The organism is Oceanimonas baumannii (genome assembly GCF_002245495.1).
Classification (GTDB): domain Bacteria; phylum Pseudomonadota; class Gammaproteobacteria; order Enterobacterales; family Aeromonadaceae; genus Oceanimonas; species Oceanimonas baumannii.
On sequence record NZ_NQJF01000002.1, the window covers coordinates 34380 to 51883 of the forward strand.

The following is a 17504-nucleotide window of genomic DNA, read 5'->3' on the forward strand; positions in this document are numbered from 1 at the left end:
CTCATTTTCCGACACGATTCCCGCCTGCAAGGAGCCTTCTATGTTGCATTGGTGCCGTTGGCTGGTTACCGGGAGCTGCTTAGTGCTGGCAGGTTGTGGGCCGTCAGAGCAGGCGCGCTGGCTGGGCACGCTGGAGCGTGATCGCATAGAGTTGCTTGCTCCCGCCAGTGAGTTGCTGGTTGAGCAACCGGTGGCCGAGGGAGAACAGGTGAATGCCGGCACCCTGCTGGCGCAGCTTGATCCGGAGCGCCAGCAACTGGAAGTAAACCGGCAACAAGCCTTGCTGCGTCAGGCCGACGCAGGGCTCGCGTTGCTGCTGGCTGGCAGCCGGGCTGAAGATATCAGCGCTGCCCGGGCCGAACTTGAGCAATTACAGGCGTTACTGCCGGAAGCCACGCGAAATCTTGAGCGGGTGCGTTTGCTTGCAACGCGGCAGCTGGCCAGCCAGGCAGAGCTGGACCGGCAACAGACGGAGGTTGCGCGTCTTCGGGCGCAAATTGAGTCGGCACGTCAGCACCTGAAGCGGACGGAAGCGGGCAGTCGTCTTGAAGACATAGAAGCCGCCCGGGCGGCACGGGACGTAACCCGGGCCGGGCTGGCACTGGCCCGTTTTAATCTGAAAGAGCTATCGGTGGAAGCCAGCCGCAACGGAGTGGTGGAAAGCCTTCCTTACCGGATCGGAGACAGGGTGAAAACTGGGGCGGTGGTGGCGGTACTGGAAACCGATACCGCTCCCTATGCCGAAGTGTATGTGCCGGCTCCGGCACGCGCCACGCTGAAAACCGGCGATGCCATGCTGGTTTGGGTAGAAGGCGTAACCAGGCCGTTTACCGGACAGTTAAGCTGGGTGGCCATTGAACCGGTGTTTGGCCCTTATTATGCGCTTAGCGAAGGCGAACGCAGCCGTCTTATGTATCTGGCTCGTGTGCAGCTGCCTGCCGGAGCGGCGGATTTGCCATCCGGTTTGCCCGCACAAGTGTTGCCGGAGCGGCCATGAGTAAACTGGCCATTGAAACTCGGGGACTTACCCGGCGTTTTGGCGACCTGGTGGCAGTTCGGCAGCTTGATCTGACCATTCCGGCCGGCACTATCTACGGTTTTCTTGGCCCTAACGGCAGTGGCAAATCAACCTGTTTACGCATGCTTACCGGCCTGTTGCTGCCGTCCGATGGTCAGGTGAAGGTACTCGGGTTGACGGTACCGGAACAGGCTGAAGCCCTTCGCCGGCGGGTGGGTTACATGACTCAGCGCTTTTCTCTCTATGAAGATCTGACGGTACACGAGAACCTGACCTTTGTGGCCAGGGTTCAGGGGCTGAGCAGACGCCAGTCCCGGGAGCGCATCAATGAACTGCTTAAAAACTATGACCTTCAGACGTTGTCGGGCCAGTTGGCCGGGTCTTTAAGCGGTGGCCAGCGTCAGCGTCTGGCTCTGGCGGCAGCCATTGTGCACCGGCCCGACTTATTGTTTCTGGACGAGCCTACATCTGCGGTGGATCCGGAAAATCGTCGTAACTTCTGGGAGAAGTTGTTTGATCTCTGTGATGCCGGTACCAGCATTGTGGTCAGCACGCACTATATGGATGAGGCTGAACGTTGCCATGGTCTGGCCATTCTTGATCAGGGAATAAAACGGGCCGATGGCTCGCCGGAGCAACTGATGAATGATCTCGGGGCCTCCGTGGTGGAAGTGCTGGCCGACGGGTTGCGTGAACTGAAACGGGAGCTGTTGACGCTGAGAGAGGTACGTTCTGCTGCTCAGCTGGGCCTGCGTTTGCGGGTGCTGGTGGATGGCCGGATAGTGCAGCCGGAACACTGGTTGCGCCAGCAGTTGCCCGGGCGTTTGAACGGGGCTGAGCTGACGCTGGTGCGCCCCAGCCTGGAAGATGTGTTTGTCAGTTGTACCGGAGAGCGCTTATGAGCCTGACGGTGCGTCTGGGGCGAATTCAGGCAGTCATGATGAAAGAGTTTCGCCAGTTGTCCCGGGACCGGCTTACTTTTGCCATGGTGATCATGGTGCCGTTGCTGCAGTTGTTGCTGTTTGGCTATGCCATTAATACCAAGGTGCGTCATATTCCGGTGGCACTGGTGGATCAGGCGCAAACCGGGGACAGCCGTGGGCTGTCAGCCAGGCTGGAAGCCAGCGGGCTGGTTACCTTCAGCGAGCGGCTGTTGCTGCCATCCGAGGCCGAATCGGCCATCAAAGCAGGGCGGGTCAGGGCAGCGCTGGTGCTGCCGGCAGATCTGTCCCGCCGGCGTCAGGACGACCGGCCTCTGGGGCAGTGGCTGGTGGACGGCACCGATCCGCTGCTGGCAGCAGCGTTGCTGCGTCAGGCTTCGTTACCGGAAGTGCCAGAGAGACCTGACGCTCATGCGTCTTTTGCGGTGACCTTGTTATTCAATCCGGAGCAGCGGGCAGCGGTGAATATTATTCCCGGGTTAATCGGCGTTATCCTGACCATGACCATGGTGTTGTTTACCGCTCTGGCGGTGGTAAGGGAGCGGGAACGGGGCAACCTGGAGTGGCTGATCACCACACCGGTTACTCCGATGGAGTTGATGATAGGAAAAATAGTGCCTTATATTTTTGCTGGCCTGGTACAGCTGGTGATTATTCTGGTACTGGGGGTCGTGTTGTTTAACCTGCCCGTCAACGGCAGCCCGCTGCAGCTTTTGCTGGCGACCTTGCTGTTTATTGCTGCCAGCCTGGTGCTGGGGCTGGTTATTTCCACTCTGGCCCGTAACCAGCTGCAGGCCATGCAGATGACGGTGTTTGTGTTAATGCCATCCATTTTGCTGTCGGGTTTTATGTTTCCCTACGATGGCATGCCTGAAGCCGCCCGCTGGCTGGCAGAAGCTCTGCCAGCCACTCACTATATGCGGCTGGCGAGAGGGGTTCTGTTGCGGGATGCGGATCTCGCCACCCTGGCCCCTGACGCGCTCTGGCTGGCTGGTTTTACTGTGCTGGGGCTGATGCTGGCTGCCAGCCGCTTCCGTAAACGGCTGGACTGACCGGACTGTTATTCCTCTCCTTAAATTGTCATTCCCGACTATCAGATTGTCATTCCTGCGAAGGCGGGAATCCATGAGCAAGGCAACTAATGTAGCGGCTTAAATATGGACCCCCGCCTTCGCGGGGGTGACAAACGTTTATCTTTCTCGTCCAGCGTCGTATGTCTCACGTTTTAACAGTGCTGGCCATGCGCGCATCAGCACAAAGCCTGTGCCCATGACCAGCGCGTAACCTGCCTCCAGCCCCAGGTAGATAAATACACCGGCACACAGCAGGGTGGCAGCAACGGCAAGGGCGCGCCAGAAACCGGAAAGCAGTTTCACGCCGGCGATCATGGCCAGCAGGTATACCAGCACAAAGTTGCCATTGGCATAACGCATCAGGGTTTCCAGGGGCAGCCGGAACAACCAGGCGGCAAGTACGCACAGGGTGCTGGCACCGACTACCCAGCACAGGGCCTGAAAGGGAGCGCCATGCCGGTTAAGCCGGCCCAGACTGGCAGGCAGTTTGCCTTCATCAGCCATGCTCCACAACAGCCGGCCAAAACCCTGAACATAGAGGTTGAGACTGGCAAAACAGGCGGCGTAGCCTACCAGTGCGGCAGCCCAGCGGCCGGGTTCACCAAACAGCATGTCCAGCAGCACCGGAAATGAAGTGGTGTTGGTACGTTCGTCACCAAATAGCCCGAATTTCACCACTGCCATGGCATAGGCAAAATAGATAAACCCTGCCAGCAGGACGCCAAACAGCAGCGCCAGTGGAAAATCCCGTTCAGGACGGCGAAACTCTTCCCCCATGTGGGTGAAGGCTTCCAGCCCGACAAAGCACCAGAACATGACTGCCAGTACCGCCGGCAGTGTATTCCAGCTAACGGTTGATGGTGCCGGCAGGGTCGCCGCGGCGGAAGTGGCCAGATCGCCCGCCAGCCACACTGCGGCGAGCAGAGTGACAATGGTGATGGCAATTAGCAGCTGTACAAGACCGGATGCCCCGCTCGGACGGCTGCCCAGTATCAGCACCAGACCGAGGGTGCCCAGCTGGATCAGCAGATCTCCGGTGTCATTCAAGGGAAACAGTGCATGCCAGAAGCCGGTAGTCAGGGTCAGCATGGCTGGCAGACCTACCGGCAGCACTGCAAGAAACAGAAAAGCTGCCAGTTTTTCCATAGGCAGCCCCAGCGCCCGGCCAATAAGGTGGGGAGCACCGCCGGCGTGAGGGTAGGCTCGGCCCAGACGGGCAAAAGTAAAAGCCACCGGCAGCACCAGTACCATCAGTAGCAGCCAGGCCCACAACGAGTCTGCTCCGGTCAGGCTGGCGGCCACTGCCGGCACGACAAAAATGCCGCTGCCCAGCAGAGAGGTTGCCATCATGCCGGTGCCGTAACCCAGCCCCAGTTCTTTATGTAAACGTCCCATTGAGTTTTAAATCCGTATTCAGTAATTCTGATATATTACCGCCACGATCTATCAACCCCACTTGGCACTATGATGCTTTCAGCCGGCGAAACGTCACTTTTACCCGACGTTTGTGCGGCGGTGTGAAAAAGAGGTAACAGTGGACAAGTTTGACCAGAAAATTCTGTCTTTGTTAACGGAAAACGCCCGTATGGCGGTGGCCAGCATTGCCCGTGAGGTTAATCTGTCACGTTCGGCGGTGTCGGAGCGTATCAAGGGTCTGGAAGAGCGCGGCATTATCAAGGGATACCATGCCCGTCTGGGACGCCCTCAGGGATTGGTGCGGGCATACTTTGCTCTTTGCTACCATGTACGTCAGTGCGAACAGTATGCCGAGTCTCTGCGTGCCGTACCCGAGATTAAACTGTGCTATACCATCAGCGGTGAAACCGACATGCTGGTTTATGTGGAAGCCGAGTCCATGGAACGGCTGGATGCCATTCGTCATATTATTGAACACACTCCCCATATCAAGACGGTACGAACTCACATGATTTTGGGTGAGGTTATTAACACCTTGTCTTAAGGCCACATTATGCCTATTTGCAAGGCTCACTGGTTGGGCCAGCTGTTTAACCATCCTTATCTGGCGGTAGAAGCGACCGCTGAGGGGCCTGTGTTGCATATCAGGCGCGAGCAACATGCGCTGGGCTGGAAAGAGCTGCTGACACCGCCGGTACTTGAACGGGGACGGCTGTTTCGCCAGCTGGTGCTTAACTGCCGGCAGGGCCAGCTGGTATGTGCCTGGCTGCCTAATACCAAGGCCGGGGTGTTACAGCAGCAGCTGGCGCAGGGATGGTTTGAGTATCATGCAGCCCGGGTGGTGCCACTGGCAGAGCGCTGTCTGGCACTGCTCGAACAGGGGTATTTGCGTCACTCCCGCTGGCAGCAATTGCAACAGTGGCTGGTGCAAGAGCCGGTGCAGTGGGGAACGCTGACCTTACCTGAAGAGTTAAGCGAACGGGTCAGAGCCGCTTTTGAGCTGGTAGCCACGTTGCAACAGGCCGACGACCACTGGCGCAAGCAGTGTCTGCAGGAGCACTGTGAACAGGCCCTGATCGAATACAAAACCTTGTTCGATACCCTTGAAGAACATCCGCTGACGCAGGCTCAGCGTCTGGCTTGTGTGACTGATGAGGATCATAACCTGGTGCTGGCTGGCGCCGGATGCGGAAAAACCAGTGTGATGGCGGCCCGTACCGCTTTTTTGCTGGCGTCACATCAGGCAGAGCCTCATGAGCTGCTGTTACTGGCCTTTGGCAACGAGGCTGCGGCGGAAATGCGTGAGCGGCTGGCGCGCCGGCCCGAAAATACCGGTGTGCAGGTAAGCACTTTTCATGCGCTGGGGATGACAATAATCACTCAGGCCACGGGGCAGGCACCGGTACTGAGTCCGCTTGCCCAAAATGAGCAGGAAAAGCAGCGTACCTTTGCCAGGTGGCTGGCGCAGCTGGCGGAAGATGAAAATTATGGCATACAGTTGCTGGCCTGGCTGCGTCAGCATCGCTTCCAGACCGTGCCGGCCCCCGACTATGCTCGCCTGGCCCGGGAATGGACTCCGCTGGTGGCGGCACTCAAAGTGTATGGCGAACCTGATGACATCTTGCCGGGGCAGGGTGAGCAGCTGGCGTTGGTAAAACCGTTGCTGCTCCGTTACCAGCAACATTTGCGCGATGCCGGTTATATCGATTTTGACGACATGATAGAGCAGGCCACAGAGCTGGTACGCAGTGGTCGCTTTGCGGTGCCCTGGCAACATATCCTGGTGGATGAATTTCAGGACATCTCGCGTAGCCGGGCGGAGCTGTTACTGGCGTTGCGAAACGCTGCATCCGTGCTGTCTTTGTTTTGTGTGGGCGATGACTGGCAGGCTATTTATCGCTTCAGCGGGGCTGATGTTTCCCTTACTACCGACTTTTCGGGCTTTTTTGGCGCGACGGCGATGACGGCGCTCGATACCACTTTTCGCTTTAATAATGTGATTGAACGGGTTGCCAGCCGCTTTGTTACCCGTAATCCGCAGCAACTGCCCAAAGAACTGAGTACCCTTAACCGCACCGAAGGCCCCTGTGTGCATGTGTTGCCCGTCGCCGATGACGAGAGTATGGATATGGTCGCCCGGCTGCTTGGCCAGATTGCCGCTCAGCGCTCCGGCGCGTCCGTGTATCTGTTATCCCGCTTTCGCTTCAGCTTGCCGGACGATGATTTACTGGAGGGCTGGCGCAAGCGCTTTGCCGGGCTCACCCTTCATGCCCAGACATTACACGGGGCCAAGGGCAAAGAAGCCGACTGTGTGATCATGTTGGGCCTTGCCCGCGGTCGATACGGCTTTCCGCCGGAGAAAAAGCAGGCTTCTTTACTTGATATGCTGTTACCCGCCGAGGAAGACTTTCCTTACGCCGAGGAACGCCGGCTGTTCTACGTGGGTCTTACCCGGGCTCGTGAGCAGGTATTTCTGCTTGCAGACCGGCAAATACCCTCGCCTTTTGTAAAAGAGCTGCTGGAAGGGGGGTATTCGGGGGTGAGCCGGTGGCAGGGCTAATCTGACCCCACCCTGACCTTCCCCTTGAAAAGAGGAGGGAATAATTGCTCTTTTCCCTTTTAAGGGGGAAATTGGGAGGGAATAATTGCTCCTCCCCCTTTCAAGGGGGAGGCTAGGAGGGGGTTATCAAGCTGACACGCTCCATAATCACGGCCAGAACACCATCCAGGTTATGCATGACTTCCTGGTTGGTGAACCGCAGCACATCAATTCCCAGCCGGGATAAATACCGGGTCCTTTCCAGGTCGTAAATTTGGGCGGCCTGACTCATAAAGTGACTGTCGCCATCCACTTCCAGCACCAGCCTCAGTCTCGGGCAGTAAAAATCAACGATATAAGGGCCTATACCATGCTGACGTCTAAATTTGACGCCTGTCTGTGTAGCTCTTAATTGCTGCCATAGTAATCGTTCCGGTGCTGTCATCTCTTGCTGCAGTGCTCTGCGAAAAGGTAACTGGGATTTTCGGTTGAAGGTGTTCTTCATTGACACTGTTTGCTGGTGGGTTTGTGTGTGAGTGTAGTTTCATCTGAGGTTAACCCCACCCTAACCCTCCCCTTGAAAAGGGGAGGGAAGAATAATTGCACCTCCCCCTTTCAAGGGGGAGGTTGGGAGGGGGTGATCAAGATGGCCCTTCCCCTGGAGGGAAGGGCTGTAATCATTTCTTTACACCCGCTTTAACCCTCACCCACCTGCCAATGCCGCCGGCTCTATACTTAATCCGCAATGTACCGGGGGGAGGAGGGCGTTATGGATGTAAACAACAAGGACCTGTGGGAGAACCCGCTGGGCACCGACGGGTTTGAGTTTGTGGAATATGCCTCTGCCGAGCCGGAGCGACTGGCACAGCTGTTTGAGCAACTGGGGTTTGTGGCCGTGTCGCGCCATCGCAGCAAGAATGTGACGCTGTACCGCCAGGGGGACATCAATTTTATTCTCAACGCAGAACCCGACAGCCAGGCGGCACATTTTGCCGAACAGCACGGTCCTTGCGCCAACGCCATGGCATTCCGTGTCAAAGACGCTGCTGCGGCTATTCGCCGGCTGCAGGCGGATGGTGCCAGAGTCGTGCCTTCCGGTGCCGGCCCTATGGAGCTGCAGATCCCGGCCATTGAGGGTATTGGCGGCTCACTCATTTATCTGGTGGATCGCTATGGCGATCACAGTATCTATGATGTGGACTTCCGGCCGCTGGAAGGGGTGGATCGTCATCCAGAGGGGGTGGGGCTGCTCCGTATTGATCACCTGACTCATAATGTGGCGCAGGGACATATGGATACCTGGTCCGGGTTTTATCACCGGCTGTTCAATTTCAGGGAAATCCGCTATTTCGATATTGAAGGCAGGTTAACCGGGCTGCGTTCCCGGGCCATGACCAGCCCCTGCGGCAAGATCCGTATTCCCATCAATGAATCGGCCGACGAATACAGCCAGATAGAAGAGTTTCTGCATCAGTATCAAGGTGAGGGCATTCAGCATATTGCCCTGGGTACGGATAATATTTATCTCACCGTAGAGCAGCTGCGTGCTGGTGGCATGCATTTTATGGATACGCCCGATACCTACTATGAGCGTCTGGATGCACGCTTGCCGGGTCATGGAGAGGATCTGGCCCGGTTACAGAAAAACCGTATTCTAATGGACGGAGCCCCTACGGAAGGGCAGGGGCTGCTGCTGCAGATTTTTACCGATACCGTGATAGGCCCCATTTTCTTTGAAATTATTCAGCGCAAAGGTAATGAGGGCTTTGGTGAGGGTAATTTTCAGGCACTTTTTGAATCTATTGAGGAGGATCAGATACGCAGAGGCGTACTGAAGGCGGATTAATCTTCACTTTTTAACCTAAGCCGTTTTTTATTTGAGCGCAAGGTGGCAAAATAGCAGGACATGCTGTCAGCCATTCTTTACACCTTTAGCCGGGGTGGCTGATGTCGCCAACAGGCTAGAACAAAAACGGAGTGGGTGTGGTTAACAGTGTGCAGAAAGCCGGTGCAAGCCCGGCCCAGTGGTCCAGTCGGTTTGCTTTTATTATGGCCGCTGTGGGCTCGGCAGTTGGGCTGGGAAATATCTGGAAGTTTCCTTACATCACCGGCGAAAATGGCGGTGGTGCTTTTGTGCTGGTGTATCTGGGCTGCATCGCTATTATCGGTATTCCCATTATGATGGCGGAAGTGATGCTGGGCCGTCGTGGTGGTAAAAGCCCCATTGGCACCATGCAGGTGCTGAGTAGAGCAGAGGGCCGGTCCCGTGGCTGGGTGGGGATTGGTATTCTGGCCACCCTGGCCTCTTTTCTTATCCTGTCTTTTTATAGTGTGATTGCCGGCTGGACCATGCCCTATATTGTGTCGGCAGCCAGTGGGGAGCTGAGCAATATCAGTGCTGAAACCTCCGGAGCGTTGTTTGAAGGCCTGCTGGCTTCTCCTGGGCAGTTGCTGCTGTGGCATTCGGTATTTATGGGGTTGACGGTGCTGGTCTCTGCCGGCGGTGTGCGTCATGGCCTGGAGCGGGCGGTGACCAAGCTGATGCCGGCGCTGTTTGTGCTGCTGCTTATTTTGGTAGGTTATGCCACCACGACCGGCCATTTTGGCGAAGCGGTCAGCTTTTTGTTCCGGCCCGACTTTTCCAGCTTAACTGCCGAAGCCGTACTGGTGGCGCTGGGTCATGCCTTTTTCACCCTTAGCCTGGCCAGTGGTGCCATGATGGCGTACGGCGCTTACCTCAATAAAAAGGTCTCTATTGTTCGCACCTCGTTTACCGTGGCGATTCTGGACACCTGTGTGGCGATGCTGGCGGGACTGGCCATTTTTCCGGTGGTATTTGCTCACGGGCTGGCAGCCGGTGAAGGGCCGGGGCTTATTTTTGTGACCCTGCCGGTGGCGTTTGGCCAGATGCCCGGCGGCAGCTTTTTTGCCCTGTTATTTTTTGTGCTGCTGCTGTTTGCAGCCTGGAGCTCGTCTATTTCCATGCTGGAATCGCTGGTCAGCCATTTGCATGAGCGGGGCATCAGCCGTGTTAAAGCGGCCATCGGTGGTGGCCTGGTGGCCTGGCTGATCGGCATTACTACGCTGTTGTCGTTGAATGTGTGGTCGGACTTTGCGCCGCTTTCCATGTTTGAGCGCTTTGAGGGGAAAACCCTGTTTGATTTGTACGATTACTTTACCGCTAACATTATGATGCCGCTTTGTGCCTTCCTGACTGCCGTTTTTGCCGGCTGGGTGATGAAGCCTGAGCATTCTGCCGCCGAGCTGGGACAGCGCTGGCATGGTGTCTGGTATGCGGTGATGCGTTATTTCACTCCCATAGCGGTGCTGATCGTGTTTTATACCAACCTGGGTTAAGGGCTGCCCCCCCCATTGGGCTTTAATCAGTAATACGACGCATGGGCGCAGAGTTGAAAATGGGTTTTTTGTGCTTTAAGTTTCGTGTATGTTGCAAAATGGGATGATAAATGACGTTTCTTCTCTTTTTGAAACCATTGATGTCTTTTCATTAAATAAAAATACGAGAGCTAATAAATGAAAAAAACCATGATTGCTGCTCTGGCAGCCGTTGCCGGCCTGTCAGGCTGTGTATCTAACGATACCAGTGGTCTGTTGGGCGCGGGTATGACCGCGTTTGAAGGGGTCACCTTGTCCAAGGCTGAACTGCAGGCCGAGGCCAGCTTGTCGGCCAAGCAAATGGACACCGAGAACAAGCTCTCTGCACCCAATAGCCGTTACAGCAAGCGTCTGGCCCGCCTGACCGAAAAGCTGACCAGCATTGATGGCACACCGCTGAATTTTGCTGTGTATGAGTCTGATGAAATCAACGCCTTTGCTATGCCTGATGGCACCGTACGTGTTTATTCCGGCCTGATGGACGTGATGGATGACAACGAACTGATGGCTGTGATCGGGCATGAAGTCGGTCACGTCAAGTTTGAGCACTCTCTGAATCAGTATAAAACCGCTTATCTGACCGAAGCTGCCAAACAGGCGGCGGCGTCTACCGGTGGTGTGCTTGGCTCTCTGGCATCGTCTCAGTACGGCGATATCGGTGCCAAGTTTCTTAATGCCCAGTTTTCCCAGCAGGACGAACTTGAGTCTGATTCTTATGGTGTAGAAGTCTTGTGTCAGCTGGGAATGGACCCTTATGGTGCCATGCGTGCCCAGGAAAAACTGATGAAGCATGCCGGCAATGGCGGCGGTTTGTTCTCCAGCCACCCGGCTACCGATACCCGTATTGAAAAAGCCCGCAAGGCCGCGGCTGAATCAAGCTGCGGCAGTTGAGTCTGTTTTTATCGCTTGTAACATGCCGGCGTTCAGCGCCGGCATTTTTTTACCTGCGTGCAGACCTCTGCCTGGCGTCGTGAATCATACCGGGTTACAGGCCGTATCTTTCTATTTTCTTCAGCAGCCCCTGTCGTGACAGTCCCAGTGTCTGGGCGGCGTGGGTGCGGTTGTTATCGTGGCGGGCGAGCGCGCTGGTGATCAGTGATATTTCCAGTGCCCGTACCTGGGCATCCAGGGTGTCGCCAGCAGACAAAGGCACTGCGGCATGGCTGTCTCTGGCATCGGGATAGAGCAGCGCTATGTCATCCAGGGTAATAATGCCACCCTGGGCGATGGCGGCTACGCTATCCAGGGTACTTTTCAGTTCACGAACGTTACCCGGCCAGCGCCGTTGAATAAACCAGTTAAAGGCGGCGGTGTCCGGGTGCAGGGGCGGCTGGCTGCAACTTCCGGCCTGCAATTCGAGAAAGTGGCTGATGAGTAGCGGAATATCTTCCGGTCGCTCGTCCAGCGGACGTGTTTCAATCGTGACTCCCTTAATGCGGTAAAACAAATCCTCACGAAACTCGCCGTTGGTCACCCGGTCTGGCAGGCTGGCGTTGGTGGCGGAGATCACCCGCACATTGATGGTTTCAAGTTCTCGTCCTCCTACCGGGTAGAAGCTGCCTTCCTGCAATACTCGCAGCAGTTTGACCTGCATGGCCAGAGGCATATCGCCGATTTCATCAAGAAACAGGGTGCCGCCATCTGCCAGTTTCAGCAGGCCAACCTTGTTGCGATCGGCACCGGTAAATGCCCCTTTGGTATGACCGAACAGTTCACTTTCCAGCAGTTCGGCAGGAATGGCACCGCAATGGACGGAAATAAAGGGGCCGTCAGCCCTGTTGCTCAGGTTGTGAATGGCACGGGAGATCACTTCCTTGCCGGTACCGGAGGGACCGGTGACCAGCACGCGCACATCGGTGGGCGCAATACGGCTGACCAGAGCACGAATGGTATTCATGGCCGGTGAGGCACCAATCAGGGTGGTAATGGGATTTTGTTTGCTGATGCAGGTTTTCAGGCTGTTCAGCTCCCGGACCAGTTGATGCTTGGTAATGGCACGGCGGATCACCACCGCCAGCAGATCCGGATCCATGGGTTTGGCCAGCAGATCCCAGGCCCCCTGGCGCAGCGCCTCCAGCGCCAGCTCCCGTTCGCCATGGCCGGTAAGAATGATTACGGGCCTGTCGGTGAACTCGGGCAGGGCGGCAAGCGTATGATGAGGATCAAAGTGAGGAGGCATGGACAAGTCCAGCAGGATCAGGTCTGCATCAACCCTGGCCAGCAGAGTGCGTAACTCATCCAGACTTGCCCCTGTGTGTACCTCGTAGCCTTCGGCCTGTAACCATTGGGCACCGAGTGTGCGAAAGGCGGGCTCGTCGTCAATTACCACAATACGGGCAATGTTCATGATGTGGGCTCCTCAGGAAAATAAAGTGCAAACGTCACCGGCCAGCCGGCATCATTGCGGTAGTGAATATGACCTCCGTGGGCTTCCATAATCCGCTGCACAATGGCCAGACCCAGCCCGCTGCCACCGGCGCGGCGGCTGACAAAGGGGCGGAACAGCCGGGACTGCATGTCGGGTTCGATAGACGGTCCGTTGTTATGCAGCCACAGCACACCGGGGTTATCTCCGGCCTCCAGCCGAAGCCGGCCGTCGGACTGATTGCGTAAAAACGACAGGGCATTGTCGAGCAGATTGGTCAGCACTTGCTGCAGCCGGTAAGGGTCGGCATACAGCTGATAGTGCTCGGGCAGATTCAGTTCAAGCCGGACCTGCTGCCAGTCAAATTGCGGCTTCAGGCTGTTAATCAGCGGTAGCAAAGCAGTATGCCGGGGCTGAATATGCAGCTGGCCGGAATAGGCCAGCATGTCAACGATCAAGCGATCCGCCCGTTTAAGTTGATCCTGGATCATGGCTTTCCGATCCGGATCCAGGCCGGCGGTGGCCATGGAAATAATATTCAGTGGATTGCGTAATTCATGGGCCATGGCTGCCGACAATCCGCCCAGCTCTACCAGGTGTTGCTCTGATACCCGTTTTCGTTCGGCCTCTGCCAGTTGTAGTGAGCGCTCCAGCAGGCCACAGCGGGTAGCCAGCAAAGAGCCGAATACCTCGGCGGTAAGACGCATTCCCGGGGTTACATCGTCAAATCCCTTCAGTCGGAATTGCCAGTCGTTACGCTGATGCAGGCACCAGAGCTCAAGTCCGGATCCGGGTTCAAAGCGGGGAGGGGTAGTCAGTAGTCGAACCGTTACCGGCTGGCCCATCTGCCGGGCCAGCAGTTGCTGGGCTTCGTGTGCCAGCGTGTGCCAGTTATCGGTGTCGCGCAACCGGGCCAGCCAGGTATCTAGCAACTGCTCGTCAAGCCGGCTGCCCGGATAAATCAACCGTTCAACCAGTTTGCTGACTGGTTGATACAGTACCAGTGCCAGCATCAGTAACAGCAAAGAGTAAAGCCACAGCTGCCATTGTGGCACCGCTGCCAGTGCCTGCATGCCAAGACGGCCGGCCATGGCACTGAATAATGCCATCAGCCCCAGCAGCAAGGTGGTCATCAGGATCCACAGTAATGCCCGGTTGGCCCAGGCATTCACTTCCAGCATCTGGTAGCGGACCACACCATAAACCAGTAACAACACATAGCTGGGCAGTAGCAACATGGGCCAGGGATACCACAGCAGCCCCAGAGAGGGAAAAATAAAACTGGTGGCCAGCAACAGGCCCCAGGCACCGGCAGCAAACATGGCGGCAATGGAGCGGCGGCGATTCCCCTGCTGGTGGATAAAGCCCCACAGCAGCAGGGCGTGCGCCAGCATACCGATAAAAATGGTGTAACCGATGTTGAACCAGCCACTGCCATGGAACACAAAATAGTGCTCAAAGGGCCCGAAAGCGATGATACTGCCGCCTCTCAGCCACAGGGTGCTGAGGCTGATCAGTACCGCAACTACGTACATCAGGCCGCGATAACGGGCCAGGCGCGTCAGCCACAGACGCTGTGCCGGCCCCTGATTGACAAAACCAATGGCAAAGTCGAGAAAAAAGGTAGGCATTAACGGATTGGCCAGGATCAGTGCCATGCCGGTGATATGCCAGCCATAAAACACGGCTACATGGCCTGCACACCATAGTGCCATCATGATGCCAAAGCCCGCCAGGGCCTTCATGCTGCGCCGGCGCCGGGCCCGCCAGAACAGCCAGGCCGATACCAGCAGAGCACAGCCGCTGGTGAGCATCATCATGAGTTCAAAAGCGAGGTCCAGGGGCATGGAGGTCGTCCGATGTAAATAAGGTTGACATTTTTGCGGTAAAAAACTGTAAACCTAGTTGTCAGTTAACACAAGTTTTGAGCACTTTTTTGATCCCGGGCAAGGAGAATGCTGGTTTCTAAAAGGCTGGCATAGTTTGTGCTTGGTTAGGGTAACCAGACTAACGAGTGAGCAATATAACAATGAACCTGATCACCCTGATGATGGAATTTTCCGCTATTCTTATCGTTCTTTTTATGGCTGGCCTGCCAGCGCTGGTTCGCCGCCAGCTGGCCCGATAAGGAGGATTCATGGAACTTGATGCCGCCATACTGTCGCGAATACAGTTTGCATTCACTGTCAGTTTTCACATTATCTTTCCGTCTATCACCATTGGCCTGGCCACTGCCATTGCCATTTGGGAAGGCCTCTGGCTGAAAACCCGTAACCCGGTTTATTTTCAGCTGGCCAAATTCTGGATAAAACCCTTTGCCATTACCTTTGGTATGGGGGTAGTAAGCGGCATTGTGCTGTCTTACGAATTTGGTACCAACTTCTCCCGTTTTTCCGAAATCACCGGCTCCGTACTGGGGCCACTGATGGCGTATGAGGTACTGACCGCTTTCTTTCTGGAAGCAGGCTTTCTCGGGGTCATGCTGTTTGGCTGGCAGCGGGTGGGGGAGAAACTGCACTATTTTGCAACCTGTGTGGTCGCCATCGGTACCTGGATTTCGGCGTTCTGGATTATTGTGGCCAACTCCTGGATGCAGACACCGGCAGGCTATGAGCTGGTGAACGGACACTTTGAAGTGGCCAGCTGGATGGAAGTTATTTTTAACCCTTCCATGCCTTACCGGCTGACGCATATGCTGATGGCTTCCATGCTTAGCGCCACCTTCCTGATTGGCGGTGTCAGCGCCTGGTATCTGTTTAAAAAGCGAGATCAGGCCTTTGGCCGCAAGGGACTGTCCATGGCACTGTGGGCCGCATTGCTGCTGGCGCCGGTACAGGCGCTGGTGGGTGACTTTCATGGTCTGAATGTAAAGGAGCATCAGCCTGTCAAGGTGGCGGCCATGGAAGGGATATGGCCTGAGCGTGAAGCGGGGGCCCCCCTGCTGTTGTTTGCTGTGCCCGATATGGAAGCGGAAACCAACCATTTCGAGATTAAAATCCCCAAACTGGCGTCTCTGATCCTGACTCACGAACTCGACGGTGAGTTGCAGGGACTGAAATCGGTACCACCAGAAGATCGTCCCAATGTGCCTCTGGTGTTCTATTCCTTCCGCGTTATGGTGGGTCTGGGCGTGCTGATGATCGGTGCTGCGTTATGGGGGTTGTGGCTGCGCAGAAAAGGCGGACGCTTCGAGAGCACTGCTTTTCAGTGGCTGATGATGCTGATGATCCCTTCCGGTGTGATTTCCACCCTGGCTGGCTGGTATGTAGCCGAAGTCGGCCGGCAGCCGTGGCTGGTACATGGCCTGGTGCGTACCATGGATGTGGTGTCGCCACTGCCGCCGGAGCGGATCCTGTTCTCGCTGACCCTGTTTGTGCTGACCTACAGCCTGCTGTTTTTCGTGTACCTCTATTTTATGGCCAAGTTGGTGCGTAAAGGGCCGCCGGATATGGCGCGGCTGGAGCAACACATGATTGGCGTGAATGCCCCCGGTTTTGCCCTGGAGTGGGTGAAAAAACTGCAACACGAAGTGGTGGAGAACTGATATGGATCTGGCGCTGTTTTATTATTTGCTGCTGGGCTTTGCGGTACTGATGTATGTGGTGCTGGATGGTTTTGATCTGGGACTCGGCATTCTGTATCCGTGGTTTCGCAGCGAGGGGGAGCGGGATCACATGATGCGCTCTATCTCCCATGTCTGGGACGGCAACGAAACCTGGCTGGTATTTGGCGGCGTGGTACTGTTTGCCGCCTTCCCTGCTGCTTATGCCGGCATTCTGGCAAGTCTGTATACGCCCATTATCATTATGCTGATTGGCCTGATATTCAGGGGGGTTGCCTTTGAATATCGTTTCAAATCGCACCGCTCCAAGCCTTGGTGGGACAAGTCTTTCTGGCTGGGCTCGACGGTGGCGACCTTTTGTCAGGGGGCAGTGCTGGGTGCCGTGGTGCAGGGAGTGGATGCCGCTCCAGCCGAGCAGGGGGCGCTGGCCTGGCTCAGCCCGTTCAGCATTTTTACCGGCTTTGCGCTGATGGTCGCTTATGCGTTGCTGGCCTGTTGCTATCTGGTGCTTAAAAGTCGTGATCGCATGCTGGCGAGGGCGGCCCATCTGGGACGCCGGCTGGTGCTCATTGTAATGGCCATTTTGCTGGTGCTGAGCCTGTGGATGGTCGTGGCCAACAGCGAAGTCAGTGATCGCTGGTTTGATGGGCTTAACTTCTTGTGGTTGTCGCCGCTGCCCTTGATGAGTGTGGTGCTGGGCGTGCTGTTGTACCGGGATCTGGACGGAGAGCCCCACGAAACCCGGCCCTTCTGGCTGGCCTGCGGCGTATTTCTGCTGGGCTTTGGTGGCCTTGTGGTAAGCCTGTTCCCTTACCTTATTCCGCACCAGCTGACGCTGTGGCAGGCCAGTGCGCCTGACTCCAGTCTTAAGTTTTTGCTGCCGGGCATACTGATTTTTTTGCCCCTGATCTGCGCCTACACCCTGTGGGGTTACCGTATTTTCTCCGGCAAGGTAGAAGACTTTGAGGAGGGTTATTAATGGCGGCTAAAAAAGGTTGGCTGTGGTTTGCCGGCCTGTACCTGGCCGGCGTGGTCATTATCACCCTGGTGGGCATGACCCTGAGATGGCTGCTGGGTATCTGATCCCCTTCGGGAGCTGTCAGTTTTAAGCTGTCAACCATAAGTCAACACCATAACCTGCAGGCATTATAGGACGCCTGCAGGTTAGATTGGGCGGCTTACAGCTGCTTATAG

Annotated in this window: 14 protein-coding genes; 10 read left to right on the forward strand and 4 right to left on the reverse strand. The window is 56.2% G+C overall.

Annotation, left to right across the window (positions count from 1 at the left end; translation table 11 throughout):
- The first annotated feature begins 40 nt into the window (after window positions 1–40).
- The 3 genes from B6S09_RS02200 to B6S09_RS02210 are packed head-to-tail and all read left to right on the forward strand — an operon-like array spanning window position 41 to window position 3011.
- Complete coding sequence (locus B6S09_RS02200; protein ID WP_094276869.1) at window positions 41–997, forward strand: HlyD family secretion protein; 957 nt, start codon at window positions 41–43, stop codon at window positions 995–997.
- Entirely contained in the window at window positions 994–1920 is a 927-nt protein-coding gene (locus B6S09_RS02205; RefSeq protein WP_094276870.1) for an ABC transporter ATP-binding protein, read from the forward strand. The genes B6S09_RS02200 and B6S09_RS02205 overlap by 4 nt, the downstream gene beginning before the upstream one ends.
- On the forward strand, window positions 1917–3011 hold the full coding sequence (locus tag B6S09_RS02210) for an ABC transporter permease (RefSeq protein WP_094276871.1): 1095 nt from the start codon (window positions 1917–1919) through the stop codon (window positions 3009–3011). Before B6S09_RS02205 ends, B6S09_RS02210 begins: the two co-directional genes overlap by 4 nt.
- Before the next feature lie 138 nt (window positions 3012–3149).
- Here the strand turns inward: B6S09_RS02210 and yjeH are convergent, their stop codons facing one another.
- Window positions 3150–4427 (reverse strand): L-methionine/branched-chain amino acid transporter, encoded by a 1278-nt coding sequence (gene yjeH, locus B6S09_RS02215; RefSeq protein ID WP_094276872.1) that lies wholly within the window; start codon window positions 4425–4427, stop codon window positions 3150–3152.
- Between the two features lie 139 nt (window positions 4428–4566).
- Between yjeH and B6S09_RS02220 the strand changes: the two genes are divergently transcribed.
- Together B6S09_RS02220 and B6S09_RS02225 are read left to right on the forward strand one after the other, a co-directional pair.
- Window positions 4567–4992 (forward strand): Lrp/AsnC family transcriptional regulator, encoded by a 426-nt coding sequence (locus B6S09_RS02220; RefSeq protein ID WP_094276873.1) that lies wholly within the window; start codon window positions 4567–4569, stop codon window positions 4990–4992.
- A 9-nt stretch (window positions 4993–5001) separates the two neighbouring features.
- Window positions 5002–7008 (forward strand): UvrD-helicase domain-containing protein, encoded by a 2007-nt coding sequence (locus tag B6S09_RS02225; protein ID WP_094276874.1) that lies wholly within the window; start codon window positions 5002–5004, stop codon window positions 7006–7008.
- A 112-nt stretch (window positions 7009–7120) separates the two neighbouring features.
- On the opposite strand, the gene B6S09_RS02230 is transcribed toward B6S09_RS02225, so the two are convergent.
- The gene (locus B6S09_RS02230; protein WP_094276875.1) at window positions 7121–7492 is read right to left on the reverse strand and encodes an endonuclease domain-containing protein; all 372 of its coding nucleotides are present in this window, start codon (window positions 7490–7492) and stop codon (window positions 7121–7123) included.
- 264 nt (window positions 7493–7756) lie between these two features.
- Here B6S09_RS02230 and hppD point away from each other — a divergent pair, with 264 nt between their 5' ends.
- The 3 genes from hppD (at window position 7757) to B6S09_RS02245 (ending at window position 11274) form a co-directional block, all read left to right on the forward strand.
- Window positions 7757–8833 (forward strand): 4-hydroxyphenylpyruvate dioxygenase, encoded by a 1077-nt coding sequence (gene hppD / locus B6S09_RS02235; protein ID WP_094276876.1) that lies wholly within the window; start codon window positions 7757–7759, stop codon window positions 8831–8833.
- Window positions 8834–8970: 137 nt separating this feature from the next.
- Window positions 8971–10344: a sodium-dependent transporter gene (locus B6S09_RS02240; protein WP_094276877.1), complete on the forward strand. Its 1374-nt coding sequence runs from the start codon at window positions 8971–8973 to the stop codon at window positions 10342–10344.
- Window positions 10345–10521: 177 nt separating this feature from the next.
- Window positions 10522–11274 (forward strand): M48 family metallopeptidase, encoded by a 753-nt coding sequence (locus B6S09_RS02245; RefSeq protein WP_243832860.1) that lies wholly within the window; start codon window positions 10522–10524, stop codon window positions 11272–11274.
- Between the two features lie 94 nt (window positions 11275–11368).
- Here B6S09_RS02245 and B6S09_RS02250 read toward each other — a convergent pair whose 3' ends face one another.
- Complete coding sequence (locus tag B6S09_RS02250) at window positions 11369–12730, reverse strand: sigma-54-dependent transcriptional regulator (RefSeq protein ID WP_094276878.1); 1362 nt, start codon at window positions 12728–12730, stop codon at window positions 11369–11371.
- Window positions 12727–14595 (reverse strand): sensor histidine kinase, encoded by a 1869-nt coding sequence (locus tag B6S09_RS02255; RefSeq protein ID WP_094276879.1) that lies wholly within the window; start codon window positions 14593–14595, stop codon window positions 12727–12729. The genes B6S09_RS02250 and B6S09_RS02255 overlap by 4 nt, the downstream gene beginning before the upstream one ends.
- A 290-nt stretch (window positions 14596–14885) precedes the next feature.
- On the opposite strand from B6S09_RS02255, the gene B6S09_RS02260 reads away from it, so the two are divergent.
- Both B6S09_RS02260 and B6S09_RS02265 read left to right on the forward strand, forming a co-directional pair.
- Window positions 14886–16292 (forward strand): cytochrome ubiquinol oxidase subunit I, encoded by a 1407-nt coding sequence (locus B6S09_RS02260; protein ID WP_094276880.1) that lies wholly within the window; start codon window positions 14886–14888, stop codon window positions 16290–16292.
- Window position 16293: 1 nt separating this feature from the next.
- Window positions 16294–17289: a cytochrome d ubiquinol oxidase subunit II gene (locus tag B6S09_RS02265; protein ID WP_094276881.1), complete on the forward strand. Its 996-nt coding sequence runs from the start codon at window positions 16294–16296 to the stop codon at window positions 17287–17289.
- Window positions 17290–17504 lie beyond the last annotated feature (215 nt).